The sequence below is a fragment of the Kocuria sediminis genome (assembly GCF_009735315.1).
GTDB classification, from domain to species: domain Bacteria; phylum Actinomycetota; class Actinomycetes; order Actinomycetales; family Micrococcaceae; genus Kocuria; species Kocuria turfanensis.
On sequence record NZ_WOGU01000006.1, the window covers coordinates 61,544 to 86,659 of the forward strand.

Genomic DNA, 25,116 nt, shown 5'->3' on the forward strand with positions numbered 1-25,116 from the left:
GACCGGTGGCCCGGTCCGCACCGGCGCGCGGTCTTCGGCACAATGGGCTCATGACTCGGACGGACCACATCCTCGCCCCGGAGGGGCACCGGTGACGGCCGCGCCGGCGAGCGTGCGCGTGGACGCGTGGCTGTGGGCGGTGCGCGTGTTCAAGACCCGCTCCGCCGCCACGGCGGCGTGCCGGGCGGGCCACGTCAAGATCGACGGCACCTCGGTCAAGGCGGCCCAGCCCGTTCGGCCCGGCCAGCGGGTGACCGTGCGGCGCCCCGGCCACGAGCAGGTCCTGGAGGTCGTGCAGCTGCTGACCAAGCGCGTCGGCGCGCCCGTGGCCGCGGCCGCCTACGTGGACCACAGCCCGCCCCCGCCCCCGCCCCTGCACGCGGCGGTGCCGCGCCGGGACCGGGGCGCCGGACGGCCCACCAAGAAGGACCGCCGCGAGATGGACCGCCTCCGGGGCCTGTGAGCGGGTGCGCCGGGACGACCGGCCGCACCGGCGGGTGCGGGGTCGTCGGTACCCTGGTCCGGTGACCACCACCACCGCACGCCCGCGCGGGCTCAACCGGCAGATCCTGGCCCTGGCGGTGCCCGCCTTCGGCGCGCTCGTGGCCGAGCCGCTGTTCCTGCTGGCGGACTCGGCGATCGTCGGGCACCTGGGCACCCCGCAGCTGGCCGGGGTGGGCGTGGCCGCCGCCCTGGTCCAGACGGTCGTGGGGCTGATGGTCTTCCTCGCCTACAGCACCACGCCCGCGGTGGCCCGGCACCTCGGCGCCGGCCGGCTCCCCGAGGCCGTGGCGGTGGGCCGGGACGGGCTCTGGGTAGCCGCCGGGCTCGGCGTGCTCCTCTCCGCGGCGGGCTGGGCGCTCGGCCGGCCCCTGCTGGAGCGGATGGGCGCCCGCGAGGAGGTCCTGGAGCACGCGGTCGCCTACCTGCACTGGTCCCTGCCCGGGCTGACCGCCATGCTGGTGGTGCTCGCGGCCACCGGCGTGCTGCGCGGGCTGCAGGACACCAGGACCCCTCTGCTCATCGCCGGGATCGGGGCGGCGGCCAACGCGGTGCTGAACGTCGTGCTGGTGCACGGCGCCGGCCTGGGCGTGGCCGGCGCCGCGATCGGCACGAGCGCCGTGCAGTGGGCCATGGCCCTGGCCTACCTGCGGATCGTGCACCGGCTGGCCCGCCGGCACGGGGTGGGACCGGCGACCTCGTGGGCCCGGCTGCGCTCCCACCTGGCCGTGGGGTCCTGGCTGATGCTCCGCACGGTGTCCCTGCGGGTGGCCATCCTCGCGACCGTCCTGGTGGTCACGGCCCAGGGCGCCCAGAACCTCGCCGCGCACCAGCTCGTGATGACGGTGTTCAGCTTCCTCGCCTTCGCCCTCGACGCCCTGGCCATCGCCGCGCAGGCGCTGCTGGGCCGGGACATGGGGGCCCGGGACCTGGCGGAGCCGGCCGAGCGGCAGGCGATCCGCGACCTGATGCGCCGGCTGGTGCTCTGGGGCCTCGGCTTCGGGGTGGTGACCGGCCTGGCCGTGGCCGTGCTCGGGACGCGCCTGGGCTTCCTGCTCAGCCCGGACCCGGCCGTGCAGGCCCTGTTCGCGGCGGCCCTGCTCGTGGTCGCGGCCGGCCAGCCGCTGGCCGCCTACGTCTTCGTCCTCGACGGGGTGCTCATCGGGGCCGGGGACGCCCGCTACCTCGCCGTGGCCGGGGTGCTCAACCTCGCCGTCTACGCCCCGCTGCTGGCCGTCGTGGCCGGCTCCGGCGGCTCGGGCGCCGGCGGGCTCGTGTGGCTGTGGATCGCCTACGCCGGAGGCTACCTGGGAGCCCGGGCGCTGACCCTCGGGCTGCGCGCCCGCGGCGACGCCTGGCTGCTCCGGAACGCGCGGTAACAACCGGGAACCCACGGGGCGATGTGCGGTGGATCACCTAGGATTTCGACCATGGACAACGACTCCCGCACGCAGAACCAGCCCGCTGCCGGACACGATGTCGTGCTCGTCGGGATCGACGGGTCGGACCAGGCCCGGCACGCCCTCGACCGGGCGGTCGAGGAGGCCCGGGCGCACAACCTGTCGGTCCGCCTGGTCGGCGCCTATCCGGTCATCGGGGTGGGCGACCCCGGGCTCGAGCAGCGCTTCACCGAGGCGGTGACCAAGGAGAACGCGGAGCACCTCGCCGAGGCCCGGCGGGTCGTGGAGGACGCGGGGCTGCCCGTGGAGACCGTCGAGGCCGCCGGGGACGCCGCCAAGGCCGTCGTGGAGCAGTCCGGCCGGGCCGCGCTCGTCGTCATGGGCAAGCGCGGTCGCGGCGGGGCCCTGCGCGGCCGGCTCGGCTCGGTGTCCGCGGCGGTCGCCGCGCACGCCAAGTGCCCGGTCGTGGTCGTCCCGGAGCCGGCCGAGAAGCGGCACAGCGAGCGCAGCCGCGGCGGCACCGACTACGCGCTCGAGGACCAGGGGCCGGTCAAGGCGGAGGAGGTCGACTTCTCCGGGCGGGTGGTCGTGGGTCTCGACGCCCTCGGCTCGCGCAACCCGGCGCTGTGGCAGGCCGTGCGCTACGCCGAGGAGCACGGCAAGCCCCTGGCGCTCGTGTCCGTCAACGGGGCCCTGTCCGGCACGCCCTCCTGGTTCCAGGACGAGTTCAACCAGGCCCGGTACTTCCGCGAGGCCGAGCGCAAGCTCGAGGAGATCTCGCAGGAGATCGCGTCCGAGCACCCCGGCCTCACCGTGGAGCACCACATCTTCGTCGGCCGCCCGGGGCGCATCCTGATGAACGCCACGCACTCCGCGGACCTGGTCGTGGTCGGCTCCCGCGGCATCGGCGGGTTCCGCGGACTGCTGCTCGGCTCGGTCTCCCAGGCCGTGCTGGAGAACGCCGCCGGACCGGTCATGATCGTGCCCGCCCACCCCGCCTGAGCGGCGCCTCCGGGAGCGCCGGCCGCGAGAACAGGAAGCAGCCGTCCATGGCAGAGCAGATCGTCGTCGGCTACGACGGCTCCGAGAACAGTGACCGCGCCCTCGACTGGGCGATCCAGGAGGCGAGGTCCCTCGGGTCCGAGCTGAGGGTGGTGGTCTCCATGGGCCGGCCCGTGGCCGTGGACCCCAGCCTGTACGGGCCGTTCCTGGAGGCGATCGAGTCGGAGGCCGACCAGGTCGCCGGCGCCGCCGTCGCGAGGGCCCGGGAGGCCGGTGTTCCGGCCGTCGGCGTCGTCGAGCGCGGTGACGCGGCGGGCGTGCTGGTGCAGGAGTCCGAGCACGCCGCGGCGCTGGTGCTCGGCCGCCGCGGCCGCCGCGGCGTGCGCGGACGCCTGGGCTCGGTATCGGCCGCGGCCTCGGCGCACGCCCGGTGCCCGGTGATCGTGCTCCCGGAGCGCTGGGACCCGCGGGCGGACCGCGGGGCCGGAGGTCCGTTCCGGGGCCGGGTGCTCGTCGGCGTGGACCGGCTGGGGCGGGACAACCCGGCCGTCATCGCGGCCGCGCGGTACGCGGAGCGGCACGGCACGGGACTGACCCTGGTCACGGTGGTGCCGGAGGCCGCGAGCATGCCCACCGGCTCCGCGGACCTGGACCGGGCGGTGCGCGAGCAGCTCACCGAGCCCGCGCAGGCCCTGGTGGACCAGGTTGCCGCGGGCGTGCGGGAGGACCACCCGGGACTGGACGTCGAGACGTACGTGTTCTCGGGCACGCCCGCGGACCAGCTGGTGCAGGCGGGGCGGACGGCGGACCTCGTGGTGGTCGGCAGCCGCGGCTACGGCGGGTTCCGGGGGCTGCTCATGGGCTCCGTCTCCCAGGCCGTGCTCAACGAGGGCGGCTGCCCGGTGATGGTCGTCCCCACCCGCCGGAAGGGCTGAGCCGGTCCGGCGCCGTCCGCCCGCAGGCGGAGTCCTTCCGGTCCCGCGGCGCCGGAGCTCGCCCTGCAGGCGGATCCGCTCGCGGCCGCGACCTGCCACGGTGGAACCGGACCCCGGACCGCCCGGGGTGCCGGGGAGGAGGACTGTGCGCCGTCGGACACTGGCCGTGCTCGCTCTGGGCGGCGCCGTTCTCACCGCGTGCTCCGCCCCGGCGCCGGGAGTTCCCGCGCCCCCCGTCGACTCCGCCGTCCTGGACGCCGCCGACGTCCTCACCGACGCGCAGGAGCGGGAGATCGACGCCCTGATCGAGGAGCGCAACACGGCCACGGACGCCGCGCGGGTCGCGGTGCTGACGGTGGAGGAGACGGACGGGTCGATCGAGGACCGTGCCCGCGAGATCGCCACCGCGTGGGAGGTGGGCGACGCCGGGGCGGACAACGGCGTGCTCGTGCTCGCGGCCACCGGGGACCGGGAGCTGCGGATCGAGTCGGCGGACGGGGTGCGGGAGCAGTTCACGGACGACGAGGCGGAGCGGGTCGTGGAGGACGTGCTGGAGCCCGCCTTCGCGGACGAGCGCTACGCGGAGGGCCTGGCCGAGGCGGTGGAGCAGATCTACGTCTACGCGCAGGGCGAGGAGCCCCCGCAGGAGCCCTTCGACTGGGTCCTGCTCGGCTGGATCGTGGGCGGGGCCGGCCTGGTCGGTGTGCTGGTGGCCTGGTGGATCGCCGCGGACCTGCGCCGCCGGCGGCGGATCGCCGACGAGGAGCTGCGGGCGGCCCGGCAGCGGGACCCGGACCTGCGGCTCACCGAGGAGCAGCAGAAGGCGTACCGGACGTACCGCTACCACCACCGCACGGACGACGCCGTGACGAACCCCGCGGTATGGCTGCCGCTCTACCTGGCCAACCCGGGACTGTACTCCGGCGGCTCGGGCGGCGGCGCGGGCGGCAGCGCGGGCGGGTCGTCCTTCGGCGGGGGCGGCGGCTTCACCGGCGGCGGGGCCTCCGGCAGCTACTGACCCGGCGCCCGCCCGCGCGGCACCGTCGCGTGGACGGCGCCGCGCCGGGCCCGGTCAGGCGGGCAGGGCCCGCCGGGCGGCGACGAGGGAGAGCAGGTGCCGGTGCACCGTGGTCTCCCCGGTCAGCTCGGGGTGGAAGGAGATGCCGACGACGCTGCCGCTCGACACCGCGACCACCTCGCCGCGGTGCCGGGCCAGCACCGTGACGTCCTCGCCCACGCGGGTCACCACGGGGGCGCGGATGAAGGCCGCGCGCACGGTGGCCCCGTCGTCGCCCCAGGCGAGCTGGGCCTCCTCGGAGGCCGTCTGGGAGCCGAAGGCGTTGCGGGCCACCGTGACGTCCAGGACCTCGAGGGTGCGCTGGCCGGGGGCCGGGTCCTCGATGCCGGAGGAGAGCAGGATCAGCCCGGCGCACGTGCCCAGGGTCGGCAGGCCGCCCAGTACGGCGTCGCGCAGCGGATCGCGCAGCCCGAACAGGCGCAGCAGCCGGTCCATCGTGGAGGACTCCCCGCCGGGCAGCACGATCGCGTCCAGCCCGGTGAGCTGCTCGGCCGTCTTCACCAGCACGGGCTCGGCGCCGAGCTGCTGCAGCATCGCGGCGTGCTCGGCGACCCCGCCCTGCAGGGCGAGGACCCCGACCCGGGGCGCGGAGCTCACCAGCCGCGCTCCGCGAGCCGGTGCGGGGCGGGGAGGTCGCCCACGTTGATCCCGACCATCGCCTCGCCGAGCCCGCGGGAGGCCTCGGCGATCTTCTCGGGGTCGTCGTAGTAGGCGGTGGCCTTCACGATGGCCTGCGCGCGGGCGGCGGGGTTGCCGGACTTGAAGATGCCCGAGCCCACGAACACGCCGTCCGCGCCGAGCTGCATCATCATGGCGGCGTCCGCGGGGGTGGCCACGCCCCCGGCGGTGAACAGCACGACCGGCAGCTTCCCGGTGCGGGCGACCTCCAGGACGATGTCGTACGGGGCGGCGAGCTCCTTGGCCTTCACGTAGAGGGCGTCGGGGGAGACGGCGTGGAGGGCCTGCAGCTCCGCGATCTGGCCGCGGATGGTGCGGATGTGCTTGGTGGCCTCGGAGACGTCCCCGGTGCCGGCCTCGCCCTTGGAGCGGATCATGGCGGCGCCCTCGGCGAGCCGGCGCAGGGCCTCGCCCAGGTTGGTGGCGCCGCACACGAACGGGACGGTGAAGCGCTGCTTGTCGATGTGGTTGACGTAGTCGGCGGGGGAGAGGACCTCGGACTCGTCGATGTAGTCGACCTTCAGGTGCTCCAGGACCTGGGCCTCCACGAAGTGGCCGATGCGGACCTTGGCCATCACGGGGATCGACACGGCGGCCTGGATGCCCTCGATCAGGTCCGGGTCGGACATGCGGGCCACGCCGCCCTGGGCGCGGATGTCGGCGGGCACCCGCTCGAGGGCCATGACGGCCACGGCGCCGGCGTCCTCGGCGATGCGGGCCTGCTCGGCGGTGACGACGTCCATGATGACGCCGCCCTTGAGCATGTCGGCGAGCCCGCGCTTGACCAGCGGGGAGCCGGTAAGCGGGGTGGCGTCCGCGGGGGAGGTCGTCCGGGCGGAGTTCTGGGCAGGGGTGGTCTGCAGATCGGTCATGCGTCCATCTTCCGCCCATGAGTGGTCCATCAACAGGTCCACCAACGGTAGAATCTGTTGGACCACTTCCGGTCCGGCGCCGCCCGGACCACGACCCGGGAACGAGGTGCCCGTGCGCCACCCCCACGACGTCGACGTGCCCGTGCGCGTCGACCGCGCCGATCCCGCCCCGCTGCCCGCCCAGCTCGTCCAGCAGCTGCGGGACCTGGTGGTCTCCGGCGCGCTGCGCCCCGGGGACCCGCTGCCCTCCACGCGCGGGCTCGCCGCCCGGCTCGGCATCTCCCGGGGCTCCGTGGTGACCGCCTACGACCAGCTCCACGGCGAGGGCTATCTGCACGCGACCAACGGGGCCACCGTCGTCCATCCCGACCTCGCCCGCTCCCGCGTCGAGCGGGCCGGGCCCCGGCCGGGCGACCGGTCCGGGGCCCGGCCGTCGGCGCCGCCGCCGCGGCGGGGCCGGGACCGGCCCATGATCGACCTCACCCCCGGCCGCCCCGACACCGCGCGGCTGGCCACCCCCGGCTGGCGGGCCGCGTGGCGGGACGCCGCGGCCGCCGCCGCGGGGGCCGCGGCGCCCCCGGCCCAGGGCGCGGAGCCGCTGCGCGAGCAGATCGCCGAGCACCTGCGGCTGATGCGCGGCGTGGTCCGGGACCCGCAGGACCTCTTCGTCACGGCCGGCGCCCGGGACGGCCTCCAGCTGCTGCTCGCCGCCCTGGGCGGGCTCGCCGGCCGCCCGCTGCGCGTGGCCGTGGAGGACCCCGGCTACCCCTCCCTGCGCCGGGTGCCGGAACGGCTCGGCCACCGGGTGCTGCCCGTGCCGATCGACGACCACGGCCTCGACCCCGCCCGGCTGCCGTCCGGCACGTGGTCGGGCGCGTGGTCGGAGGACTGGGAGGTCGACCGGGCCCCCGACGCCGTGGTGGTGACCCCCAGCCACCAGTACCCCCTCGGGGCCTCGATGCCCGCGGCCCGCCGCCTCGAGCTGCTCGACTGGGCCCGCGCCCACGACGCCCTGATCGTGGAGGACGACTACGACTCGGAGCTGCGCTACGTCGGCGAGCCCCTCCCGGCGCTGTCCGCCCTCGACCACGGGCCCGGCGCCGCCGCGCGCCCGCCCGCCCCGGGCCGGCGGCTCGGCGGCGGCGGGCACGTGGCCACGCTGGGCTCCTTCACCAAGGTCCTCGCACCCGGACTGGGGGTCGGCTACCTGGTCGCCCCGCCGGCCCTGCGGGAGGAGCTGCTGCGGCTGCGCACCGACCTCGGCAACCCCGCCTCGGCGGTGGCCCAGGACGCCATGGCCCGCTTCCTGGCCGACGGCGGGCTGCGCCGGCACACCGCCCGGATGCGGCGGGAGTACCGGCGCCGGCGGGACCTGCTCGGCGCCGCGCTCGCCGGCGTCCGCGGGGTGCGGGCCGTGCCCATGGACGGCGGGCTGCACGCGGTCCTGGAGTTCACCGGGGAGGTGGCCTTCGACGAGCAGGACGTCGTGGCCCGTGCCGCGGCGGCGGGCGTGCGGGTCGCCGCCCTGGGCTCCTACTGGGCGGAGGGCGCGCGGGGTGGGCGCCGCGGTGTCGTCGTGGGCTTCGGCGCCACCGGCGCCGCCCCGGAGGGGGACGCCCTGCCGGACGCCCTCGCGGTGCTGGCCCGGGTGCTCTCGGCGCCCGGACCGACGCCCGGACCGACGCCCGGACCGACACCCGGACCGGCAACCGGGGCCGCTCGCTAGACTGTGCCGTGGCCCGCGGGCCCCGCCCGGGCCGCCGCACCAGGGCCCTCCCGCCGAGCCGTCCCCGAAAGGCCTCACCGTGAACCCCGAACCGAGCACCGGCATACACCGCGACCTGTTCGCGCCCACGCTGCTGCGCGCGCTCGTGGCCCTGTGCTTCGCCGCCGTGACCATCTTCTGGCAGGAGCCGTCGATGGGCGTGGTGGTCTGGGGCGTGGGCCTCTACCTCCTGCTGACGGGCGCGGCGAGCATCCTGCTGCAGCTGCGGCTCAACGGCAACGACCACGTGGACCTGGGCCGCAGCCGGCAGGTCCCGCAGTCCTACGGCCTGCTCTACGCCGTGGGCGGGGTGCTCACGGTCCTCGGCGCGGACAGCCCCGGCGGCCTCGTGCTCTACGCCGGGCTCGTCATGGGCGTCGCCGGGGTCACCGAGCTCGCGCTCGGGCTGACGTCCCGCACCACCTTCCCGCTGGGCCGGGACTGGACCATCGCCGGGCTCGTCACGGTCCTCGCCGCCACGGGCCTGGTGCTGGTGGCCGACCTCGGCGCCAAGGCCCTGTTCGGCGTGGTGGGCGCCGCCGCGGTGGTCATCGGCGTCACCCACCTGCTCGCCGCGCTGAGCCTGCGGCACGAGGACCGCCGGGGACGGGCCTCCGCCGGAACGGCGTAGACTGGACAACCGCACGGCAGGCCCCGGCCTGCCCACCACACCGGTTTCACGAGGAGGACGAGTGGCACAGCGCAAGGGCTCGCGAGGCGGCTTCCGGGCCGACGTCAAGGGCCCCCTGATCCTGTCCGCCGTGCTCGCGGCCGTGGCCTTCGGCGGCGTCGCGATCTTCGCCAGCGGCGGGACCGAGAACCAGCTGCGCCTGGACCTGGCCTTCATCGCGGCCGGCATCGTGTTCATCGTGGCCCTGGTGGTCAGCGCCACCCTCATGATCGTCGAGAAGCCCAACGACCCCCATCTGGGGGAGGGCACCGGCGTCAACCGCTCCTCGGCCAAGCTCTACGCCGAGGCCCGCGCCCGCCGCGAGGCCGCCGCACGGCCGGCCGGCGAGGCCGAGTTCGGCCAGCGCGTCCGTCCCGACACCCGGGGCGAGGACCTGCTCGGCCGGCGCCCTGCCGAGGGCCCGGCCCGGGACGCGGGCGGGGACACGACGAGGGACACCGGCCAGAGCACGCACGGCGACGACGGAGCGCCCCGCTCCTGAGCCCCGGCGGCCGGCTGCGGGTCCCCGGACCCGCGTGCTTGGCCGCCGTCCGCGCGCTCAGTAGATTGGACACCACCTGAGCAGCCGGGCCGACCCGCGCCCCCGCTCCAGACGCAAGGACGGGAGACAGCATGAGCCAGCAGCCGGAGCCGCCCACCGAGGGCGACGCGGAGTTCGAGAAGAAGGTCGAGCAGCGGATGGCGGCCGCACCGGGCGCCGATCCGGAGGACAGCTACTCGAACGCCCCGCAGGAGGAGCAGAAGAGCGAGCTGCCGGTCCTCGAGGAGGACGAGGAGAGCGTGGCCACCCCGGGCAGCAGCGACGCCTGACCGGCGCGTGCCGCACGCGACGACGCCCCGGGAGGACATCGGCCCTCCCGGGGCGTCCGCGCGTGCGGGCCGGGGTCCGGCTCAGCGGCCGAAGCCGCGCAGCCGCAGGGAGTTCAGCACCACGAACACGGAGCTGAAGGCCATGGCCGCGCCCGCGATCACCGGGTTGAGCAGCCCGGCGGCCGCCACCGGGATGGCCACCGTGTTGTAGGCGAAGGCCCAGAACAGGTTGGACTTGATCACCGACAGGGTGCGGCGGGACAGTGCGATGGCCGTGGGCACCGATCCCACGTCGCTGCGCACGATGGTGATGTCCGCGGCCTCGATGGCCGCGTCCGTGCCCGAGCCCATCGCGATCCCGAGGTCGGCCTGGGCCAGCGCGGCGGCGTCGTTGACGCCGTCGCCCACCATGGCGACCACGCGCCCGTCGTCCTGCAGGTCGCGGACCACCGCGACCTTGCCCTCCGGGCTGACGTCGGCGACGACGTCCTCGGCGGGGATGCCGGCCTCGGCCGCGACCGCGCGGGCCACCGGCTCGTTGTCCCCGGTCAGCAGCAGGGGACGCAGCCCCAGGCCCTGGAGCCGCGCGATCGCCTCCCGGGCGTCGTCCTTCACGGTGTCGCGCAGGTCCACGAACCCGGCGAGGGCCCCGTCGACGGCCACGAGGATCGTGGTGAACCCGCCCTCCTGGGCGCGCCGCAGCGCCTCCAGCTGGGCGGCGTCGAGGCGCACGCCGTTCTCGGCGAGCCAGGTGGTGCGCCCGACCACCACCGAGCGGGAGTGCATCCCGTCCGCCACGTGCGCGCGGACGCCGCCGCCGGGGGCCGAGACGAAGCCGGAGAGCGGGAACCGGTGCGGGGTGGCCTCAGCCACGGCCCGGGCGATCGGGTGCTCGGAGTGCTGCTCCACCGAGGCGGCGAGGTCCAGCACCTGGTCCCGGGAGCAGGCGCCCACCGGGGTCACCGCGACCACGGAGAGCCGACCGCTGGTCACGGTGCCGGTCTTGTCCAGCACCACGGTGTCCACGGTGCGGGTGTCCTCGAGCACCTCGGCGCCCTTGATGAGGATCCCCAGCTGCGCGCCGCGGCCGGTGCCGGTGAGCAGGGCCGTGGGCGTGGCCAGGCCGAGGGCGCACGGGCAGGCGATGACGAGGACGGAGACCGCCGCCACGAACGCGGCGTCGACGTCGCCGGTCAGCACCAGCCAGCCCACCAGCGTGAGCAGGGCCAGCACGAGCACGACCGGGACGAAGACCCCGGAGATCCGGTCTGCGAGCCGGGCCACGGGCGCCTTGCTCGTCTGCGCCCGGGCCACCGCCCGGCCCATCTGGGCCAGGGTCGTGTCGGCGCCCACACGGGTCGCCTCGACCAGCAGCCGGCCGTTCGTGTTGATCGTCGCCCCGGTCACGGCGTCGCCGACGCCCACCTCCACCGGCAGGGACTCGCCGGTGAGCAGGGAGGTGTCCACGGCCGAGCGGCCCTCGAGGACCACGCCGTCGGTGGCGATCTTCTCCCCGGGGCGCACCACGATCCGGTCCCCGGGCTGCAGCTGCTCGGCCGGCACGCTCGTCTCGACGCCGTCCCGCAGGACGACGGCGTCCTTGGCGCCCAGCTCGAGCAGCGCGCGCAGCGCCTCCCCGGAGCGGGCCTTAGCCCGCGCCTCGAGGTAGCGGCCCAGCAGCAGGAAGGCGGTCACCAGGGCGCCGGTCTCGAAGTACAGCTGGTGCCCGCTCATGTCCATGGTGTGCCCGAGCATCGCCCCGGCCGTCATGGCCGGGTCGCGCAGCAGGTTCCACAGCGAGAACAGGTACGCGGCGGAGACGCCCAGGGAGACGAGGGTGTCCATGGTGGAGGTGAGGTGCCGGGCGTTGACGGCGGCCGAGCGGTGGAACGGCCAGGCGGCCCAGGTCACGACCGGCAGGCTCAGCAGCGCGGCCACCCAGCCCCAGTGCGGGAACTGGAAGCCGGGCAGCATCGAGATCACGACCACCGGCAGGGAGAGGGTGCCGGCCACGACCAGGCGCCGGCGCAGGGACTCGGGGGAGCGCAGCGAGGAGGCCTCCCGGCCGGACACCCGCTCCATCGCGGAGACGGACCCTCCGCCGCTCCCGCCGTCGTCGGGCCCGGGGCGGGGCGCCCTCTTGACGACGGCCCCGTAGCCGGCGTTCTCGACCGTCCCGAGGATCTGCTCGTCGCTCACGCCCTCCGGGACACGGACCGTGGCGGTCTCCAGGGCGAGGTTCACGGAGGCGGCCACGCCGTCGATTCTGCCGAGCTTCTTCTCGACCCGGCTCACGCACGAGGAGCACGTCATGCCGGTGATCTCCAGCTCGAGGGTGCGCAGGGGCCCGGCCACCCGGTCGGGCGCCGCCGCGCGCGTGCGGGTCTCAGGCAACCGAGTACCCCGCTTCCTCGACGGCCGCGGCGATCTCCTCGGGCGTCAGCTCGCGGGAGGCGGTGACGACGACGGGGGACACGCCGCCGGCGACCAGGTCGACGTCGACGGACTCGACGCCGTCCAGCTCGGTCAGCTCCTCGGTGACGGACATGACGCAGTGCCCGCAGGTCATTCCGGACACGTTGACGGTGGTCTGCACGGTGGTCTCCTCTGGGGTATCGGTGAGTGCGGGTCGGGGAGCGGGGGCGGGTCGGGTCAGCTCTTGAGCAGACGCGCGATGGCCGCGGACGCCTCCTGGAGCTTGTCGTCCACGCTGGCGACGTCCCCGGACTCCTGGGCGGCCTCGACGGCGCCCACGACGCAGTGGTTGAGGTGCTCGTCCAGCAGGCCGAGGCTCACGGCCTTGAGCGCCGACTGGATCGCGGAGATCTGGGTGAGGATGTCGATGCAGTACTTGTCCTCCTCGACCATCCGGTGGATGCCGCGGACCTGGCCCTCGATGCGCCGCAGGCGCTTGAGGTACGCGTCCTTGTCCTGGGTGTACCCGTGCGGCGGCAGGGTCTGGGTCATGGGTCCTCCTCGGTCGTCCTGCGAACACTGTATACCCCACCGGGGTATGCTTCAAGGGCCGGGCCGGGGGCACCGCGCCGATGTGCCAATCTTGAGGCATGGCTTCACTGATCGAGGACTACGCCCTGCTCTCGAACATGCGCACGGGCCCGCTCGTCTCCCGCACCGGCTCGGTCGACTGGCTGTGCGCCCCGCGCTTCGACTCCCCCTCGGTCTTCGGCGCCCTGCTGGGCGAGGCCGACCACGGGCGCTGGCTGCTCGCCCCCTCCTGCACGGTCGCCGACGAGGCCGGCGGTGAGGTCCTCGACGAGGAGGAGAGCGGGGCCCAGGTCGCGGAGCGGTTCTACGTGGAGAACACCTTCGTGCTGCAGACCGTGTGGGTGACGGACTCCGGCTCCGTGCGCGTCACCGACTTCCTCCCGCTGACCTCCCGCACGGACCTGATCCGCCGCGTGGAGGGCCTCACCGGGGAGGTCGAGATGTACCAGGAGCTGCGGGTCCGCTTCGGCTACGGCGCCGTGGTGCCCTGGGTCAGCCGCTTCGAGGGGGAGGAGGACCCCGAGGGCGGGGACCCCGCCCCGCCCATGCTCGTGGCCATGGCCGGGCCGGACGCGCTCGTGCTGCGCGGCGAGCCCCTGCCCGAGTCCTCCGACGACGACGAACGCCGCCACCGCGGGACCTTCACGGTCTCCGCCGGCCAGGCCCGGGACTTCGTGCTGACCCACTTCCCGTCCCACCGCACACCGCCGGCGCCGGTGGACGTCAACGAGCAGCTCACCCGCACCGTGGAGCTGTGGCAGGACTGGTCCGGGCTCTACACCCCGCCCGCCACCGAGCAGGACGAGCCGGTGCACATCGTCCCGGTCCGCGGCCACGCCGTGGCCCGGCGCTCGGACGTGGTCCGGCGCTCGCTGCTCGTGGTGCGGGCCCTGATGCACCAGGAGACGGGCGGGCTGGTGGCCGCGCCCACCACCTCGCTGCCGGACGTGGTGGGCGGCGAGCGCAACTGGGACCACCGCTTCTCCTGGCTGCGGGACGCGGCGATGGCCCTGGAGGTCATGCTCGACCACGACCACGACCGGGAGGCCGTGCAGCTGCGCAACTGGCTGCTGCGGGCCGTGGCCGGGGATCCCCACGACCTGCAGAACATCTACGGCGTCGCCGGGGAGCGCCGCGGCCGCGAGCACCAGCTGGACCTGCCCGGCTACGAGCGCTCCCGCCCGGTCCGCGAGGGCAACGGCGCGGCGGGCCAGCACCAGACGGACGCCGTGGGCCACGTCATGGTCGTGTTCGAGAAGCTGCGCCGGCGCGGGGCGCCGGAGGACCACCTCTCCTGGCCGCTCCAGCAGGCGATGCTGCGCTCGGTGGTGGAAAACTACGAGGTCAAGGACCAAGGCCTGTGGGAGATGCGCGGCGAGCGGCAGTACTACACGCACTCCCGGGTGCTCATGTGGGCGGCCCTGCAGTCCGGGGTGGACGCCGTGCGCCTGCACGGGCTGCCCGGGGACGCCCCGGTGTGGGAGCAGCTGCGGGACGCCCTGGCCGAGGAGATCTGGACGAGCGGCTACGACCCCGAGGTCGGCTCCTTCGTGCAGTACTACGGGTCGAAGACCGTGGACGCCTCCCTGCTCCAGCTGCCGCAGGTGGGCTTCGTGGCCCACGACGACGAGCGGATGCTGGGCACCGTGCGGCGGATCGAGGAGGAGCTGCGGCACCCGTGCGGGCTGATCCACCGCTACCGCAACGTCCTGGGACCCGTGGACCCCGAGGACCCCGACGCCTACGCCGGGGTGATCGGCGTGGACGGGTTCTCGGGCCAGGACAACCCGCACCTCGGCGCGTCCCTGTGGCTGGCCGCCCAGTACGCCCGCTCCGGGCGCACCGACAGCGCCCGCAAACTCGTGGACCTGGTCCTCTCCCGCGCCAACGACCTCGGCCTGCTGTCCACCGAGTGGTCGCCCGACCGGCGGCGGATGACCGGCAACTTCCCCCAGACCTTCACCCACCTGGCCCTCGTCCAGGCTATGGACGCCCTCGACGCCGCGCAGGGACGCCGGAGCGCGCCGGCGCCCCGGCAGGCCACGGGGATCGCCCCGTGAGCCCTGCCCTCCCCGTCGACTGGCGGAGCTCGCCGGCGGTGCGGATCGGGCTGTCCCTGTCCGTGGCCACCGGGCTGTACGGGATCTCCTTCGGCGCCCTGTCCGTGGCGGCGGGCCTGAGCTTCTGGCAGACGGTGGCCCTGTCCGCGCTCATGTTCACGGGCGGGTCCCAGTTCGCCTTCATCGGGGTGGTCTCGGGCGGCGGGGCCGGGGCTTCGGCCCTGGGCGCCGCGACGCTGCTCGGGGTGCGCAACGCCGTCTACGGCATGAGCATGAACGCCCTGGTCCGTCCGCGCGGCGGGCTCCGGCTCCTCGCCGCGCACGTGACCATCGACGAGTCCAATGCGGCGGCGTCCTCCCAGACCCACCCTCTGGAGGAGAAGCGGGGGTTCTGGACCGCGGGGGTCGGGGTGTTCCTGCTCTGGAACCTGTTCACCGTGGTCGGCGCGCTGCTCGGCAACGCCCTCGGCGATCCCGCCCGCTGGGGCCTGGACGGCGCCGCCGTGGCGGCCTTCCTCGGCCTGCTGTGGCCCCGGCTCAGCGCCCGGGAGCCCGTGGCCGTCGCGGTGGTGTGCGCCCTCGTCACGGCGCTGACCATCCCGGTGCTGCCGCCCGGGCTGCCGATCCTGGTGGCCGCGGTGGTCGCCGCGCTCCTCGGCTGCTCCCGCCGCCGGGGGACCGACGCGGCAGGGGCCGCGTCCGGCCGGACGGAGGCCGGGGCATGAGCATGTGGTTCTGGGTCCTCGCGGCGTGCGCGCTCGCCTACGGGCTGAAGCTCGTGGGCTACCTCGTGCCGGACCGGGTGCTGGACGACCCCCGGGTGGGCCGGATGGCGGGCACCGTCACGGTGGGCCTGCTGGCCGCCCTCGTGGTGATGAACGCCTTCGGCTCCGGCCAGGCGCTGGTGCTCGACGCCCGGCTCGGGGCCCTGCTGGTGGCGGGGGTCGCCCTGATGCTGCGGGCGCCGTTCCTGCTGGTCGTCCTCCTGGGCGCGGCCGCCGCGGCCGTGCTGCGGCTGCTCGGTGCGGCCTGAGCCGCGTCCTCAGCCGCGGCCCGGGGCGGCCGGTGCGTCGAGCTCCCGCCAGAAGGCGTCGACCAGCGCGTTCCACTGCTCCGGGACCTCCTGGAAGGGCTGATGGGACTCCTCCTCGAGCACCTGGAACCGGGCGCCGGGGATGAGGTCCGCGACGGCTCTGCAGAGCTCGGGCCGGGCCGTGACGTCCAGACCACCGGCCAGGACGTAGGTCGGGACCGCGATCCGGGGCAGACGGTCGGTGGTCTCGTGGCGGAGGAACGCATCCATGTGGCGCTGCACGTTTTCCGCCGGCTGCGGGTACGGGAAGGCGAGCACCTCGTCGATGAACCGGCCCACGGTGCCGTCGTTGTGCGCCCGCGGCGTGTAGATGAACAGGAAGAACCACTCCAGGAACTCGCGCTCCCCGGGGGCGGCCCCGACCAGCCAGCGGACGAAGCGACCCCAGGACCGGAGGTAGGGGTCCGGGACCGACCAGGTGCTCTGCAGCACGAGGCTCCGGACCAGCTCCGGGTGGCGCAGCGCCAGCTCCTGCGCAATGATGCTGCCCCCGGAGAAGCCGGCCACGTGGGAGGCAGGGATGTCGAGGGCCCGGAGCACCCCGGCGGCGTCGTCGGCCATGTCCGCCACCGACACGGGGCCGTCGGGCATGGCGGTGCGTCCCGCCCCGCGGTTGTCGAACGCGGTGAGCCGGTACCGGTCGGCCAGCCCGTCCAACTGGAACTGCCAGGACTCGACGGTGTCGCCCAGTCCTCCGATCAGCAGGACGTCGGGTCCGCTGCCCACCTGTTCCGTCCAGATCTCGAGCCCTCCGGCGCGCACGTGCTGTCCCACGGGTCTGCCTCCTCCGCCGCGCCCGTCAGGCGGCGCTCGGCACGATGTTGTGGTTGAGCCGGAAGATGTTGCCCGGGTCGTAGCGGTCCTTCAGCTCCACGAGTCGCCGGTGCGTCCGCTCCCCGTAGGCCTGCCGCGCCGCCTCGGGGGTGACGGGTCCCTGCTCGGCGCCGAGGAAGTTCACGTACTGGCCGAGCTCGGCGAACGGCGCCATGGCGGCGTGGGCCTTCCGGGCGAAGGCGGTCAGGCGGGCGTCCTCGGCCGGGTCCTGCCAGTAGCCGTAGACGTTGAGCCAGTACCGCGACGACCGGTTGGGGAAGGCGGTCGCCCCGGCGGGCACCCGGCCGAAGAAGCCCCCCATGTGGTGGATGTCGATGCCGGTGCCGAACCAGGTGACCTCGGTGGCGAAGCCGAGCAGGGCGTCGATCACCTCGTCGTCCAGGCGGGAGAAGGAGGCGTTCTTCCAGTAGCCGCGCGCGCCCCGGGGGAAGAGCTCGTCCATGGCCGACTGCCACTCGAGCCACTGCACCGGGCCGACCTCCTCCTCGTCGGGCGGCGCGTCCGCGCGCAGGCGCTCGACCAGGCCCAGGCCGTCCTCGTGGTCGGGCGACATCCAGGCGAAGCCGACGATCAGCAGCGGCTCCTCGCCCATGCCGAAGCTGGGCGGCAGGCGCAGGATCGAGACGATGCTGTTCATCTCGTCCGGCAGGTCCGCGGTCCAGCGGGCGTAGGCCTGCAGCGCGGTCCGCCACTGCGCTCGCCGGTAGACCAGGTTCCCGCCCAGCACGGACGGCGGCAGCCGCCGGGCGAGGAAGGTGAAGGAGGTCACCACACCGAAGTTCCCGCCCCCGCCGCGGATCCCCCAGAACAGGTCCGGGTTGTGCTCCGCGTCGACGTGCAGGTGCTCCCGGGTCCCGGTGATCACCTCGGCGCCGACGAGGTTGTCGAGGGTGAGGCCGTTGCTGCGGGTCAGCCAGCCCACGCCGCCGCCCACCGTGAGGCCGGCGACACCGGTGGCGCTCACCACGCCGACGGGCACGGCCAGCCCGTGCGGGACGGTGGCGCGGTCGACGTCGGCGAGGGTCGCGCCGGGCTCCACCGTGACGTGCCGGGTCCCGGGGTCCACGTCCACCCGGCGCAGCGCGCTCAGGTCCAGGACCAGCCCGCCCTCCACCGTGCCGTGCCCGGCCACGTTGTGCCCTCCGCCGCGCACGGCCAGCGGCAGGCCCGTGTGCTGGGCCGTGGCCAGCACCGGGTCGATGTCGGCCACCGAACCCACCCGGGCGACGGCGCGCGGCCGCACGTCGATCATGCCGTTCCAGACCTGCCGTGCCTCGTCGTAGAGCGGGTCGTCGGGCTCGACCAGTGTCCCGGTCAGTCGGGTCCGCAGCGCCTCGAGCGCCCGCGCGACCTCGTCGTCATGCTCCCCACGGTCCACGATCCCCATCGGACTGGCTTCCTGTGTGCGGAGGCGCTCGCCCCCGGACGAACTCCTTCGATCGGCGGCGCGCACGCCACCGCCGACGACGCCGGGCCGGGCCGTCCTGGTCGTGCGCGTGGGCCGGGCCGGGAACGCGGGTCCGGTGCAGGACACGGACCGCGCACGATGGTGCTGGTCCCAGTCTAGGAACGGGCTCTCGGGGGCCACAACGGACAGCGCGCAACAGGGCGGTCACGGTGGGCCCAGCCCGGGGCCGGCCCGCCCGCGGCGGTGTCCGTCCCGGTGCGCCGGCCCTCAGGCGAGGGGCAGGACGGGCGGGATGATGCCGTCCTCGATGGCCCGCTTGTACAGCTCGAGCTTGGTGCGCGCCGGGCGCTCCACGAGGGCGTACTTGCGCCGGATCCGCTTGAGGTGCTCCTCGACCGTGGACTCCGCGATCCGCAGCCGGGCGGCCACCTCCTGCTCCTGGAGGCCGTCCACGTAGAGCGCGAGCACCTCGCGCTCCCGGGCGGACAGCTTGGCCGGGAGTCGGCTGGGCAGCTCGGCGAGGGAGGCCTGGAGGTCGTCGCTCACGAAGTGGCCCAGCTGCTTGGCCAGCCGCATGGTCCGGAAGACCGCCTTGATGGGTTCGCACTTGCCCACGGCCCCCGAGGCCCCGCACGTGAAGGCCGAGCGGACGCGGACGAGCTCGTCCGGCGGCGCGAGGACCACCACGGTGTGCTCGTGCGCGACGAGGTCGGTGATGTTCTGCACCAGGCTGCGGCCGTCCTGGGTGTTGAGGCTCAGCAGCACCACGGCGGCCTCCGCCGCGTTCTGGGCCAGGAACTCCGGAACGGTCCCCGCCACGGTGCCGACCCGCACCCCGTGCTCGGGGTGCTCCAGGGACTCCCGCTGCATCGCGATGCGGGTCATGGGCTGGGGGCTGACGACGGCGGCGGTCAACATGCTGGGAACTCCTCGACTTCTCCCGCGACGAGGTGCGCGGGCTCTCCGGGGCCGGTCCGGCCCGGACCGGCGACGGGCGGTCGACGGCCCGGGCCGCCCTCCATCCCCCACAGTGATATGCCGAAACAGGCATACATGGGGAGTCGATGGAGAGCTGCTCGGGCAACGGTCCTCGACGTGGTCGCTGCCGGTGGAGACGGTGCTCTGTGGTGCTTCCACGATGACGGACCCGCTCGCACGCGGACAAGGCAGATCCGTACGGACCTGCAACTTCGTACACCCTGCGAGGGACAGTCCGGGGTCGGACCCCGCCGTGGGTGCCCCGGCGAGGGGCCGCCTGGAAGACTGGTGGCGCACGAGCCGCCCGAGGAAAGGCCTGTCCCGTCATGCGCATCGACGTCCTGAGCAGCACCAGCGGCCGGGAGCCGCACCTCGGCCAGGAGGCCGGGCTGGACCGCCTGCTCCAGCAGCTCGCGGCGCGCGGGGTCGAGGCGGTGCTCGCGTCGCCGGGTGCCCCACGGCTCTCCACGGGGGCGGAGTCGGGAGCGGAGGACGCCGCGGCACCGGGTGCCGCGGCGCCGGGGGTCACGGGGGAGGCGCCGCCGGCCGCGGAGGGGCTCCTGCTGGTCGGGACCGAGCGCCCCGCCGACCCGGAGCTGCTCACCGGCTGGCTCGCGGCGGCGCGGGCCGCGGTGCGGCACGGCCGGCCGGTCGTGCTCAGCGGCCTGGCCCTCGACGTCCGCGACGCTCCGGCGGACGTCCTGCGCGAGCTGCTGGCCGCGGCCTCGCTCGTGGGGCTGCGGGACGAGCCCTCCTCGGCCCTGGCCTCCCGGCTCTGCCCGGAGCATCCCGGTCTGCACCTCGGCTGGGACGACACCCTCTTCCTCCCTGATCCCGCTGCCGCACCGGATCCCGTCGCCGCCTCGGATGCCGCCGCACCGGGCGCCGCCCCCGGTTCCGTCCCGGAGCACGCGCCGGAGCAGGGGCCGCCGTCGGTCGTCGCGGTCCTCGAACGCCCCACGGGGCCGATCGACCCGGAGGAGGCCGCACCGGTGCTCGCCGCCCTGCTGGACGCCCTGGTGCACCGGGCGCCCGGGACGGTCGCCGTCCTGCCGTGCCGTGCGGAGGACGCCGACTTCGCCGCGGCCGTCGCCGCGCACCTGCCGCAGGACGTCCGGCGGCTCCTGCCGGCGCCGGGGGCGGCGGACGCGCTGGTGGGCGCGGCCGAGCACGTCGTGACCACCTGTCCCCGTGCGGTCGCCCTCGGGCTCGCCGGCGGCGCGGACGTCCTCGCCGTCGGCACGGACGCATATGCCACTGCACGCATAGACGCCGTGCTGCACCGGTGGGGGCTGGCCGAGCACGTGGTGCCGCTGGCCGCGCTGCTCACTCCCGGCGACGCGGCGTGGGACACCCGGGCCGCCGTCCAGCAGTGGGCCTCGGAGGCCGTCGAGCACCGCGCGGCGGTCCACTCGGCGCTGGCCGACGCGGTGCCGGCCCTGCGCGCCGCGGGGGAGCGCTGGTGGGACGGCGTGGCCGAGGCGCTCGGCGGCGGGCAGCCCCAGCCGCCGCCCGCGACGGTCGTCGCGCCGCGCGGGGTCGGGGCCCCGGTGGTGCGCTCCCTCCGGCGCCGGTACGTCGTCCCCGCGGTGCCGCCCGCTCGTCCCACGGTCGCCGTCGTGCTCCGGGCCCGCGGACGGTCCGCGGAGCTGGCCCGCGCCCTCGACGGCGTCCTGGAGCAGACCTTCACCGACTGGCGGCTGGTCGTGGTGGACGGCGGAGCCGATCCCAGCGAGGTCGACGAGATCCTCGCCGCGCGGCAGGAGGAGCTCGCGGGGCGGGCGGCGGTCCTGCACCACCATCGCGGCCTGCCCCCGGGGGCCACGGCCAACCGCGGGCTGCGCGCGGGCGACTCGGAGCTCGTGGTGCTCCGCGACGACCATGACGCATGGTTCCCCACGGTCCTGCAGCGGGCCGTGGCCCGGCTCGAGGACCCGCTGGCCACGGACGACGGCGTGGTGGTCCTCGAGCGCAGTCCGGACGCCGCCTCGCCGGCTCCCGCGGCCCCCAGTCTCACCGGCGCGCTCGGCGGCGACCGCACGGCGTCCGGGGCGTTCGTGTACCGGCGCGCGGTGCACGGGGTGCTCGGCGACTACGACGAGACCCTCTCCGCCGCCGCGGACTGGGAGTTCCGCCTGCGCTTCCTCGAGACCTTCACCGCGGGTCTCGTCGAGGGCCCTCCGCGCCCCGTCCGGGCCCGGCGGGGCGGTGCATCGGGCCCGGAGCTCCGCCGCCGGGACGAGCTGCTCGTGCGCGAGCGCCACCTCAGGCAGTGGACCGCCGAGAACGGCATCGGCCTGCCGCTGTACCTCGGCCAGGAGGTCCGCACGCAGGCGGAGGGGCTGCACGTGCGCCTGGACGGCTCCGAGGCCCTCGCTCGCGAGCTCCTCGAGCTCGTCCGCGCGCAGTCGGCCCGGATCGAGCAGCTGGAGCGGACGGTCGCGGAGCGGGGCTTCGCCGCGTTCTGGCGGCGCGCGTGGCGGGCCCTGCGGGGGCGGTGAAGCCGGGTGGGCTGCGCCGGCGGTCGACAGGGTGCTTTCCACTCGTGACCTCTGTGTGACATGATTCACCCTCGTGCGCCGCAGCGGGTGCGCCCGGTCCCGTGCCCCCAGGCCGTCCCGGGCCCGTCCTGCCACGGCATGTCCGCAGCAGAGAAGGAGTCGAGGCATGGGCTGGCTGGATCGAGAGCACACGGTGGCGCCCCCCGGCTTCAACCGCTGGCTCATTCCCCCCGCGGCCCTGGCGGTGCACCTGTGCATCGGCCAGGCCTACGCCACGAGCGTGTACAAGACCGCGCTGGTGGAGCACTTCGACGCGAGCCTGACGGAGATCGGCATCATCTTCTCCATCGCGATCGTCATGCTGGGCCTGTCCGCGGCCGTCTTCGGCACGTGGGTGGACACCAACGGGCCGCGCAAGGCGATGTTCACCGCCGCCCTGCTGTGGTCCGGCGGGTTCCTGGTGGGCGCGGCCGGGATCTTCACGGAGCAGCTGTGGCTGGTCTACCTCGGCTACGGCGTGATCGGCGGGATCGGCCTGGGCATCGGCTACATCTCGCCCGTCTCCACGCTGATCAAGTGGTTCCCCGACCGCCCGGGACTCGCCACGGGCATGGCGATCATGGGCTTCGGCGGCGGGGCGCTGATCGCCAGCCCGCTCTCCGCGGCGCTGCTCAACCTCTACGACTCGGAGTCGGGCGGCCAGGGAGGGGTGGCGAGCGGGGACGCCGTGGGCAAGCTCTTCCTGACCCTCGCGGTCGTCTACCTCGCCTACATGCTCTTCGGGGCGTTCACCATCAAGGTCCCCGCCGAGGGCTGGAAGCCCGAGGGCTTCGACCCGTCGACGGTCGCGAAGAAGGCGCTCGTCACCACGAACCACGTCTCCGCGAACAACGCGATCCGGACCCGGCAGTTCTGGCTCGTGTGGATCGTGCTGTTCTGCAACGTCACGGCGGGCATCGGCATCCTCGAGCAGGCCGCCCCCATGATCCAGGACTTCTTCCGCCAGGCCGACGGGGCGTCCCTCGTGACCGCCGGGGTGGCCGGCGGCTTCGTGGGGCTGCTGTCCATCGGCAACATGGGCGGGCGCTTCGTGTGGTCGACCACCTCGGACGTCGTGGGGCGCAAGCGCATCTACATGATCTACCTGGGCGTGGGGGCCGTCCTCTACACCGTGCTGGCCCTGTTCGGGTCGAGCTCCACGATCCTGTTCGTGCTGCTGGCCTTCGTCATCATCTCGTTCTACGGCGGCGGCTTCGCCACGGTGCCGGCCTACCTGCGGGACCTCTTCGGGACGTTCCAGGTCGGGGCCATCCACGGCCGGCTGCTCACGGCCTGGTCCGCCGCCGGCATCGCCGGACCCCTCATCGTCAACGCGTTCCTCGACGCCCAGGGCACCCCCGGGGAGCTCACCGCGCAGGCCTACCAGCCCGCGCTGCTGACGATGGTCGGCCTGCTGGTCGTCGGCTTCGTCGCCAACCTCCTGGTCCGGCCCGTGGACGCCCGCTACCACGAGCCCGCCACCGCCCCGTCCGACACCAAGGTCCTCGCGAAGGAGGCATGACATGAGCCGTGCACGACTGGCCCTCGGCTGGGTCCTCGTCGGGGTCCCGCTGGTCTACGGGATCACCCAGACCGCCCTGAAGGTCACCGCCCTCTTCGTCTGAGCCGCCGCACGGACGGCCGGCGGGTGCGCTCCACCGCGTGCGCACCCGCCGGCCGTCCGCGCCGTTCCGGATCCCTGGCACGATGGTCCCAGGACGTCCGGGACCTCCGGGGCGACCGCCGATCCAGCGCATGACCGACGACAGGGGACCCCATGACCGAGCGCGACCCGAGCGGGGCCCCGGTGGCCCAGCTGCAGGAGCTACTGCTGGAGTCCGAGGACATCACCGCGTTCCTCGACGAGTTCACCGCCACCATGGCCCAGGCCCTGTCCACCGACGGGGACGAGGTGTGGTGCGCGGTGACGCTGCTGCGGCCGCGGCGCTCGGCCACGGTGGCCTCCTCGAGCCCGCGCGCGGAGGCCCTGGACGAGATCCAGTACCACTACGGCGACGGGCCCTGCCTGGCGGCCGCCCGCGAGCACCGGGTGGTGCACGTGGCCGACACCGGCACCGACCCCCGCTGGCCGGCCTACGGGCAGGCCGCGGCCGCGGCCGGGATCGGCGCCGCCCTGGGCGTGCCCCTGGAGCTCGGGGGAGAGGCGGCCGCCGGGCTGAACGTCTACGCCGAGCGCCCCGGGACCTTCGACGCGGCCACCATCGACGTCGTCACCCGCCAGGTGGCCTCCGTGTCGGCGTCGCTGGCCCTGGCCGTGCGCCTGGCCCGCCACCGCGACACCGAGACCGACCTGCGGGCGGCGATGAGCTCGCGCACCACCATCGACCTGGCCGTGGGCATCGTCATGGCCCAGAACCGCTGCAGCCAGGACCGGGCCGTGGAGATCCTCCGGGCCGCCTCCAGCCACCGCAACGTGAAGCTGCGCGACCTGGCGGCCGAGCTGGTCGCCACCGTGTCCAAGGGGCCGACCAGAACCCACTTCGACGGCTGAGCGACCCTCCGGGGTGCCGGACGTGGACCCGTGCCCCGCCGTCGGCGGCACGGTCCGCGGGATCAGCGCGACCGCTGCGCCACCGGCCGGGCGGCCTCCTGCAGGGCCGGGTAGGACGGCCCGTGCGCGCCGAGCACGGCCAGCCCGCGCCGGACGTTGTAGTACCCGTCCCGCAGCGTCCAGGTGCGCAGGGGCGTGCGCTCCCGCCGCGGCACGGACAGTCTCCCCACGGTGGCGAGGAGGACGAGCAGCATCAGGACGTAGACTCCGCCGGCCATGGGGGGCTCCTTCTCGCGACCGATGTCGCGTAATGGTCTAATAGCACTACGCCACTCACGCTAGATCCGGAAAGGATAAGTAGTCAAGTGCATTTTGCCTATGACACCGAGGATGTCCTCGAGTTCGACGTGGCGCTGCTCAACACCGCTCCCGGCGCCTCCCGCTCCGGGGAGGAGGAGCTGGTGAGCACCGAGCGGCTGCGGGTCCTCCTCGAGGAGCACGGCTGGTCGGGCCGGTTCGACCGGGACGAGCAGGAGCTGTCCGACGTGCTGGGGGTGCGCCACGACCTGCGGCGGATCTGGGCCCTGGAGCGGGACGCCATGGTGGCGGCGGTCAACGCCGTCCTGGACACCGACGCCGTCGCCCCGCAGCTCGCGCGGCACGACGGCAAGGACTGGCACCTGCACGCCTCCCCGTCCCACGCGCCCCTGGCCACCCGGCTGCGCCTGGAGTCGGCCTTCGCCCTGGTGGACGTGATCCGCGCGGACGAGACGGACCGGCTGCGGGTGTGCGAGGCCGAGGACTGCGAGGGAGTGCTCCTGGACCTGTCCCGCAACCGCTCCAAGCGCTTCTGCAGCCAGCGCTGCGCCAACCGCACCAACATGACGGCCTACCGCCGGCGCCGGGCCGAGGACGCGGGGCCGGGCGGCGGGGGGCCCGGCGCCGGCGCCTGA

At 74.9% G+C, this 25,116-nt stretch carries 26 protein-coding genes; 17 read left to right on the forward strand and 9 right to left on the reverse strand.

Features of this window, described 5'->3' with window-relative positions:
* The first annotated feature begins 91 nt into the window (after nucleotides 1-91).
* The 5 genes from GMA12_RS08500 to GMA12_RS08520 all read left to right on the forward strand — a co-directional run bounded on the left by GMA12_RS08500 (nucleotide 92) and on the right by GMA12_RS08520 (nucleotide 4,856).
* A complete protein-coding gene (locus tag GMA12_RS08500; protein ID WP_162459649.1) occupies nucleotides 92-463 on the forward strand; it encodes an RNA-binding S4 domain-containing protein in 372 nt (123 codons plus the stop codon).
* Between the two features lie 61 nt (nucleotides 464-524).
* Complete coding sequence (locus GMA12_RS08505) at nucleotides 525-1,880, forward strand: MATE family efflux transporter (protein WP_162459650.1); 1,356 nt, start codon at nucleotides 525-527, stop codon at nucleotides 1,878-1,880.
* Between the two features lie 51 nt (nucleotides 1,881-1,931).
* Nucleotides 1,932-2,903: a universal stress protein gene (locus GMA12_RS08510; protein WP_156269085.1), complete on the forward strand. Its 972-nt coding sequence runs from the start codon at nucleotides 1,932-1,934 to the stop codon at nucleotides 2,901-2,903.
* 47 nt (nucleotides 2,904-2,950) lie between these two features.
* A complete protein-coding gene (locus GMA12_RS08515; RefSeq protein ID WP_156269087.1) occupies nucleotides 2,951-3,838 on the forward strand; it encodes a universal stress protein in 888 nt (295 codons plus the stop codon).
* 145 nt (nucleotides 3,839-3,983) lie between these two features.
* Entirely contained in the window at nucleotides 3,984-4,856 is an 873-nt protein-coding gene (locus GMA12_RS08520; protein WP_156269089.1) for a TPM domain-containing protein, read from the forward strand.
* Nucleotides 4,857-4,910: 54 nt separating this feature from the next.
* On the opposite strand, the gene pdxT is transcribed toward GMA12_RS08520, so the two are convergent.
* Nucleotides 4,911-5,513, reverse strand: coding sequence for a pyridoxal 5'-phosphate synthase glutaminase subunit PdxT (pdxT, locus tag GMA12_RS08525; protein ID WP_162459651.1), 603 nt, complete (start codon nucleotides 5,511-5,513; stop codon nucleotides 4,911-4,913).
* Entirely contained in the window at nucleotides 5,510-6,466 is a 957-nt protein-coding gene (gene pdxS / locus GMA12_RS08530; RefSeq protein ID WP_156269091.1) for a pyridoxal 5'-phosphate synthase lyase subunit PdxS, read from the reverse strand. The genes pdxT and pdxS overlap by 4 nt, the downstream gene beginning before the upstream one ends.
* Before the next feature lie 112 nt (nucleotides 6,467-6,578).
* Between pdxS and pdxR the strand changes: the two genes are divergently transcribed.
* From pdxR to GMA12_RS08550, 4 genes are all read left to right on the forward strand, one after another.
* Nucleotides 6,579-8,192, forward strand: a complete 1,614-nt coding sequence (gene pdxR / locus GMA12_RS08535) for a MocR-like pyridoxine biosynthesis transcription factor PdxR (protein ID WP_162459652.1) — start codon at nucleotides 6,579-6,581, stop codon at nucleotides 8,190-8,192.
* 79 nt (nucleotides 8,193-8,271) lie between these two features.
* Nucleotides 8,272-8,862 (forward strand): DUF308 domain-containing protein, encoded by a 591-nt coding sequence (locus tag GMA12_RS08540; RefSeq protein ID WP_370830880.1) that lies wholly within the window; start codon nucleotides 8,272-8,274, stop codon nucleotides 8,860-8,862.
* Between the two features lie 61 nt (nucleotides 8,863-8,923).
* Nucleotides 8,924-9,403 (forward strand): hypothetical protein, encoded by a 480-nt coding sequence (locus GMA12_RS08545; RefSeq protein WP_370830882.1) that lies wholly within the window; start codon nucleotides 8,924-8,926, stop codon nucleotides 9,401-9,403.
* A 131-nt stretch (nucleotides 9,404-9,534) separates the two neighbouring features.
* Complete coding sequence (locus tag GMA12_RS08550) at nucleotides 9,535-9,732, forward strand: hypothetical protein (RefSeq protein WP_156269095.1); 198 nt, start codon at nucleotides 9,535-9,537, stop codon at nucleotides 9,730-9,732.
* Between the two features lie 81 nt (nucleotides 9,733-9,813).
* On the opposite strand, the gene GMA12_RS08555 is transcribed toward GMA12_RS08550, so the two are convergent.
* The 3 genes from GMA12_RS08555 to GMA12_RS08565 are packed head-to-tail and all read right to left on the reverse strand — an operon-like array spanning nucleotide 9,814 to nucleotide 12,699.
* On the reverse strand, nucleotides 9,814-12,126 hold the full coding sequence (locus tag GMA12_RS08555) for a heavy metal translocating P-type ATPase (protein ID WP_156269097.1): 2,313 nt from the start codon (nucleotides 12,124-12,126) through the stop codon (nucleotides 9,814-9,816).
* Nucleotides 12,119-12,328 (reverse strand): cation transporter, encoded by a 210-nt coding sequence (locus tag GMA12_RS08560; RefSeq protein ID WP_084271531.1) that lies wholly within the window; start codon nucleotides 12,326-12,328, stop codon nucleotides 12,119-12,121. The genes GMA12_RS08555 and GMA12_RS08560 overlap by 8 nt, the downstream gene beginning before the upstream one ends.
* Nucleotides 12,329-12,384: 56 nt before the next feature.
* Nucleotides 12,385-12,699, reverse strand: coding sequence for a metal-sensitive transcriptional regulator (locus tag GMA12_RS08565; protein WP_156269099.1), 315 nt, complete (start codon nucleotides 12,697-12,699; stop codon nucleotides 12,385-12,387).
* A 98-nt stretch (nucleotides 12,700-12,797) separates the two neighbouring features.
* Between GMA12_RS08565 and GMA12_RS08570 the strand changes: the two genes are divergently transcribed.
* Genes GMA12_RS08570 through GMA12_RS08580 form a run of 3 tightly spaced genes read left to right on the forward strand, consistent with a single transcriptional unit; the run spans nucleotide 12,798 to nucleotide 15,831 of the window.
* Nucleotides 12,798-14,798: a glycoside hydrolase family 15 protein gene (locus tag GMA12_RS08570; RefSeq protein ID WP_156269101.1), complete on the forward strand. Its 2,001-nt coding sequence runs from the start codon at nucleotides 12,798-12,800 to the stop codon at nucleotides 14,796-14,798.
* Nucleotides 14,795-15,523, forward strand: a complete 729-nt coding sequence (locus tag GMA12_RS08575; RefSeq protein ID WP_162459653.1) for an AzlC family ABC transporter permease — start codon at nucleotides 14,795-14,797, stop codon at nucleotides 15,521-15,523. Before GMA12_RS08570 ends, GMA12_RS08575 begins: the two co-directional genes overlap by 4 nt.
* Complete coding sequence (locus tag GMA12_RS08580; protein ID WP_156269103.1) at nucleotides 15,520-15,831, forward strand: AzlD domain-containing protein; 312 nt, start codon at nucleotides 15,520-15,522, stop codon at nucleotides 15,829-15,831. The genes GMA12_RS08575 and GMA12_RS08580 overlap by 4 nt, the downstream gene beginning before the upstream one ends.
* Before the next feature lie 9 nt (nucleotides 15,832-15,840).
* Here GMA12_RS08580 and GMA12_RS08585 read toward each other — a convergent pair whose 3' ends face one another.
* From GMA12_RS08585 to GMA12_RS08595, 3 genes are all read right to left on the reverse strand, one after another.
* Nucleotides 15,841-16,665 carry an alpha/beta fold hydrolase gene (locus tag GMA12_RS08585; RefSeq protein WP_162459654.1) on the reverse strand — a complete coding sequence of 275 codons (825 nt, stop codon included), beginning with the start codon at nucleotides 16,663-16,665 and terminating at the stop codon, nucleotides 15,841-15,843.
* Between the two features lie 25 nt (nucleotides 16,666-16,690).
* The gene (locus GMA12_RS08590) at nucleotides 16,691-18,112 is read right to left on the reverse strand and encodes an FAD-binding oxidoreductase (protein WP_156269105.1); all 1,422 of its coding nucleotides are present in this window, start codon (nucleotides 18,110-18,112) and stop codon (nucleotides 16,691-16,693) included.
* Nucleotides 18,113-18,400: 288 nt separating this feature from the next.
* On the reverse strand, nucleotides 18,401-19,051 hold the full coding sequence (locus tag GMA12_RS08595; RefSeq protein WP_156269107.1) for a helix-turn-helix transcriptional regulator: 651 nt from the start codon (nucleotides 19,049-19,051) through the stop codon (nucleotides 18,401-18,403).
* A 386-nt stretch (nucleotides 19,052-19,437) separates the two neighbouring features.
* Here GMA12_RS08595 and GMA12_RS08600 point away from each other — a divergent pair, with 386 nt between their 5' ends.
* The 4 genes from GMA12_RS08600 to GMA12_RS08610 all read left to right on the forward strand — a co-directional run bounded on the left by GMA12_RS08600 (nucleotide 19,438) and on the right by GMA12_RS08610 (nucleotide 24,163).
* Complete coding sequence (locus GMA12_RS08600) at nucleotides 19,438-21,612, forward strand: glycosyltransferase family A protein (RefSeq protein ID WP_156269109.1); 2,175 nt, start codon at nucleotides 19,438-19,440, stop codon at nucleotides 21,610-21,612.
* 166 nt (nucleotides 21,613-21,778) lie between these two features.
* A complete protein-coding gene (locus GMA12_RS08605; RefSeq protein ID WP_156269111.1) occupies nucleotides 21,779-23,173 on the forward strand; it encodes an OFA family MFS transporter in 1,395 nt (464 codons plus the stop codon).
* A gap of 1 nt (nucleotide 23,174) precedes the next feature.
* The gene (locus tag GMA12_RS19685) at nucleotides 23,175-23,276 is read left to right on the forward strand and encodes an MFS transporter small subunit (RefSeq protein WP_442354865.1); all 102 of its coding nucleotides are present in this window, start codon (nucleotides 23,175-23,177) and stop codon (nucleotides 23,274-23,276) included.
* 152 nt (nucleotides 23,277-23,428) lie between these two features.
* A complete protein-coding gene (locus tag GMA12_RS08610) occupies nucleotides 23,429-24,163 on the forward strand; it encodes a GAF and ANTAR domain-containing protein (protein ID WP_156269113.1) in 735 nt (244 codons plus the stop codon).
* Between the two features lie 62 nt (nucleotides 24,164-24,225).
* On the opposite strand, the gene GMA12_RS08615 is transcribed toward GMA12_RS08610, so the two are convergent.
* On the reverse strand, nucleotides 24,226-24,441 hold the full coding sequence (locus tag GMA12_RS08615) for a hypothetical protein (protein WP_156269115.1): 216 nt from the start codon (nucleotides 24,439-24,441) through the stop codon (nucleotides 24,226-24,228).
* A gap of 87 nt (nucleotides 24,442-24,528) precedes the next feature.
* Between GMA12_RS08615 and GMA12_RS08620 the strand changes: the two genes are divergently transcribed.
* Nucleotides 24,529-25,116, forward strand: coding sequence for a CGNR zinc finger domain-containing protein (locus tag GMA12_RS08620; protein WP_162459655.1), 588 nt, complete (start codon nucleotides 24,529-24,531; stop codon nucleotides 25,114-25,116).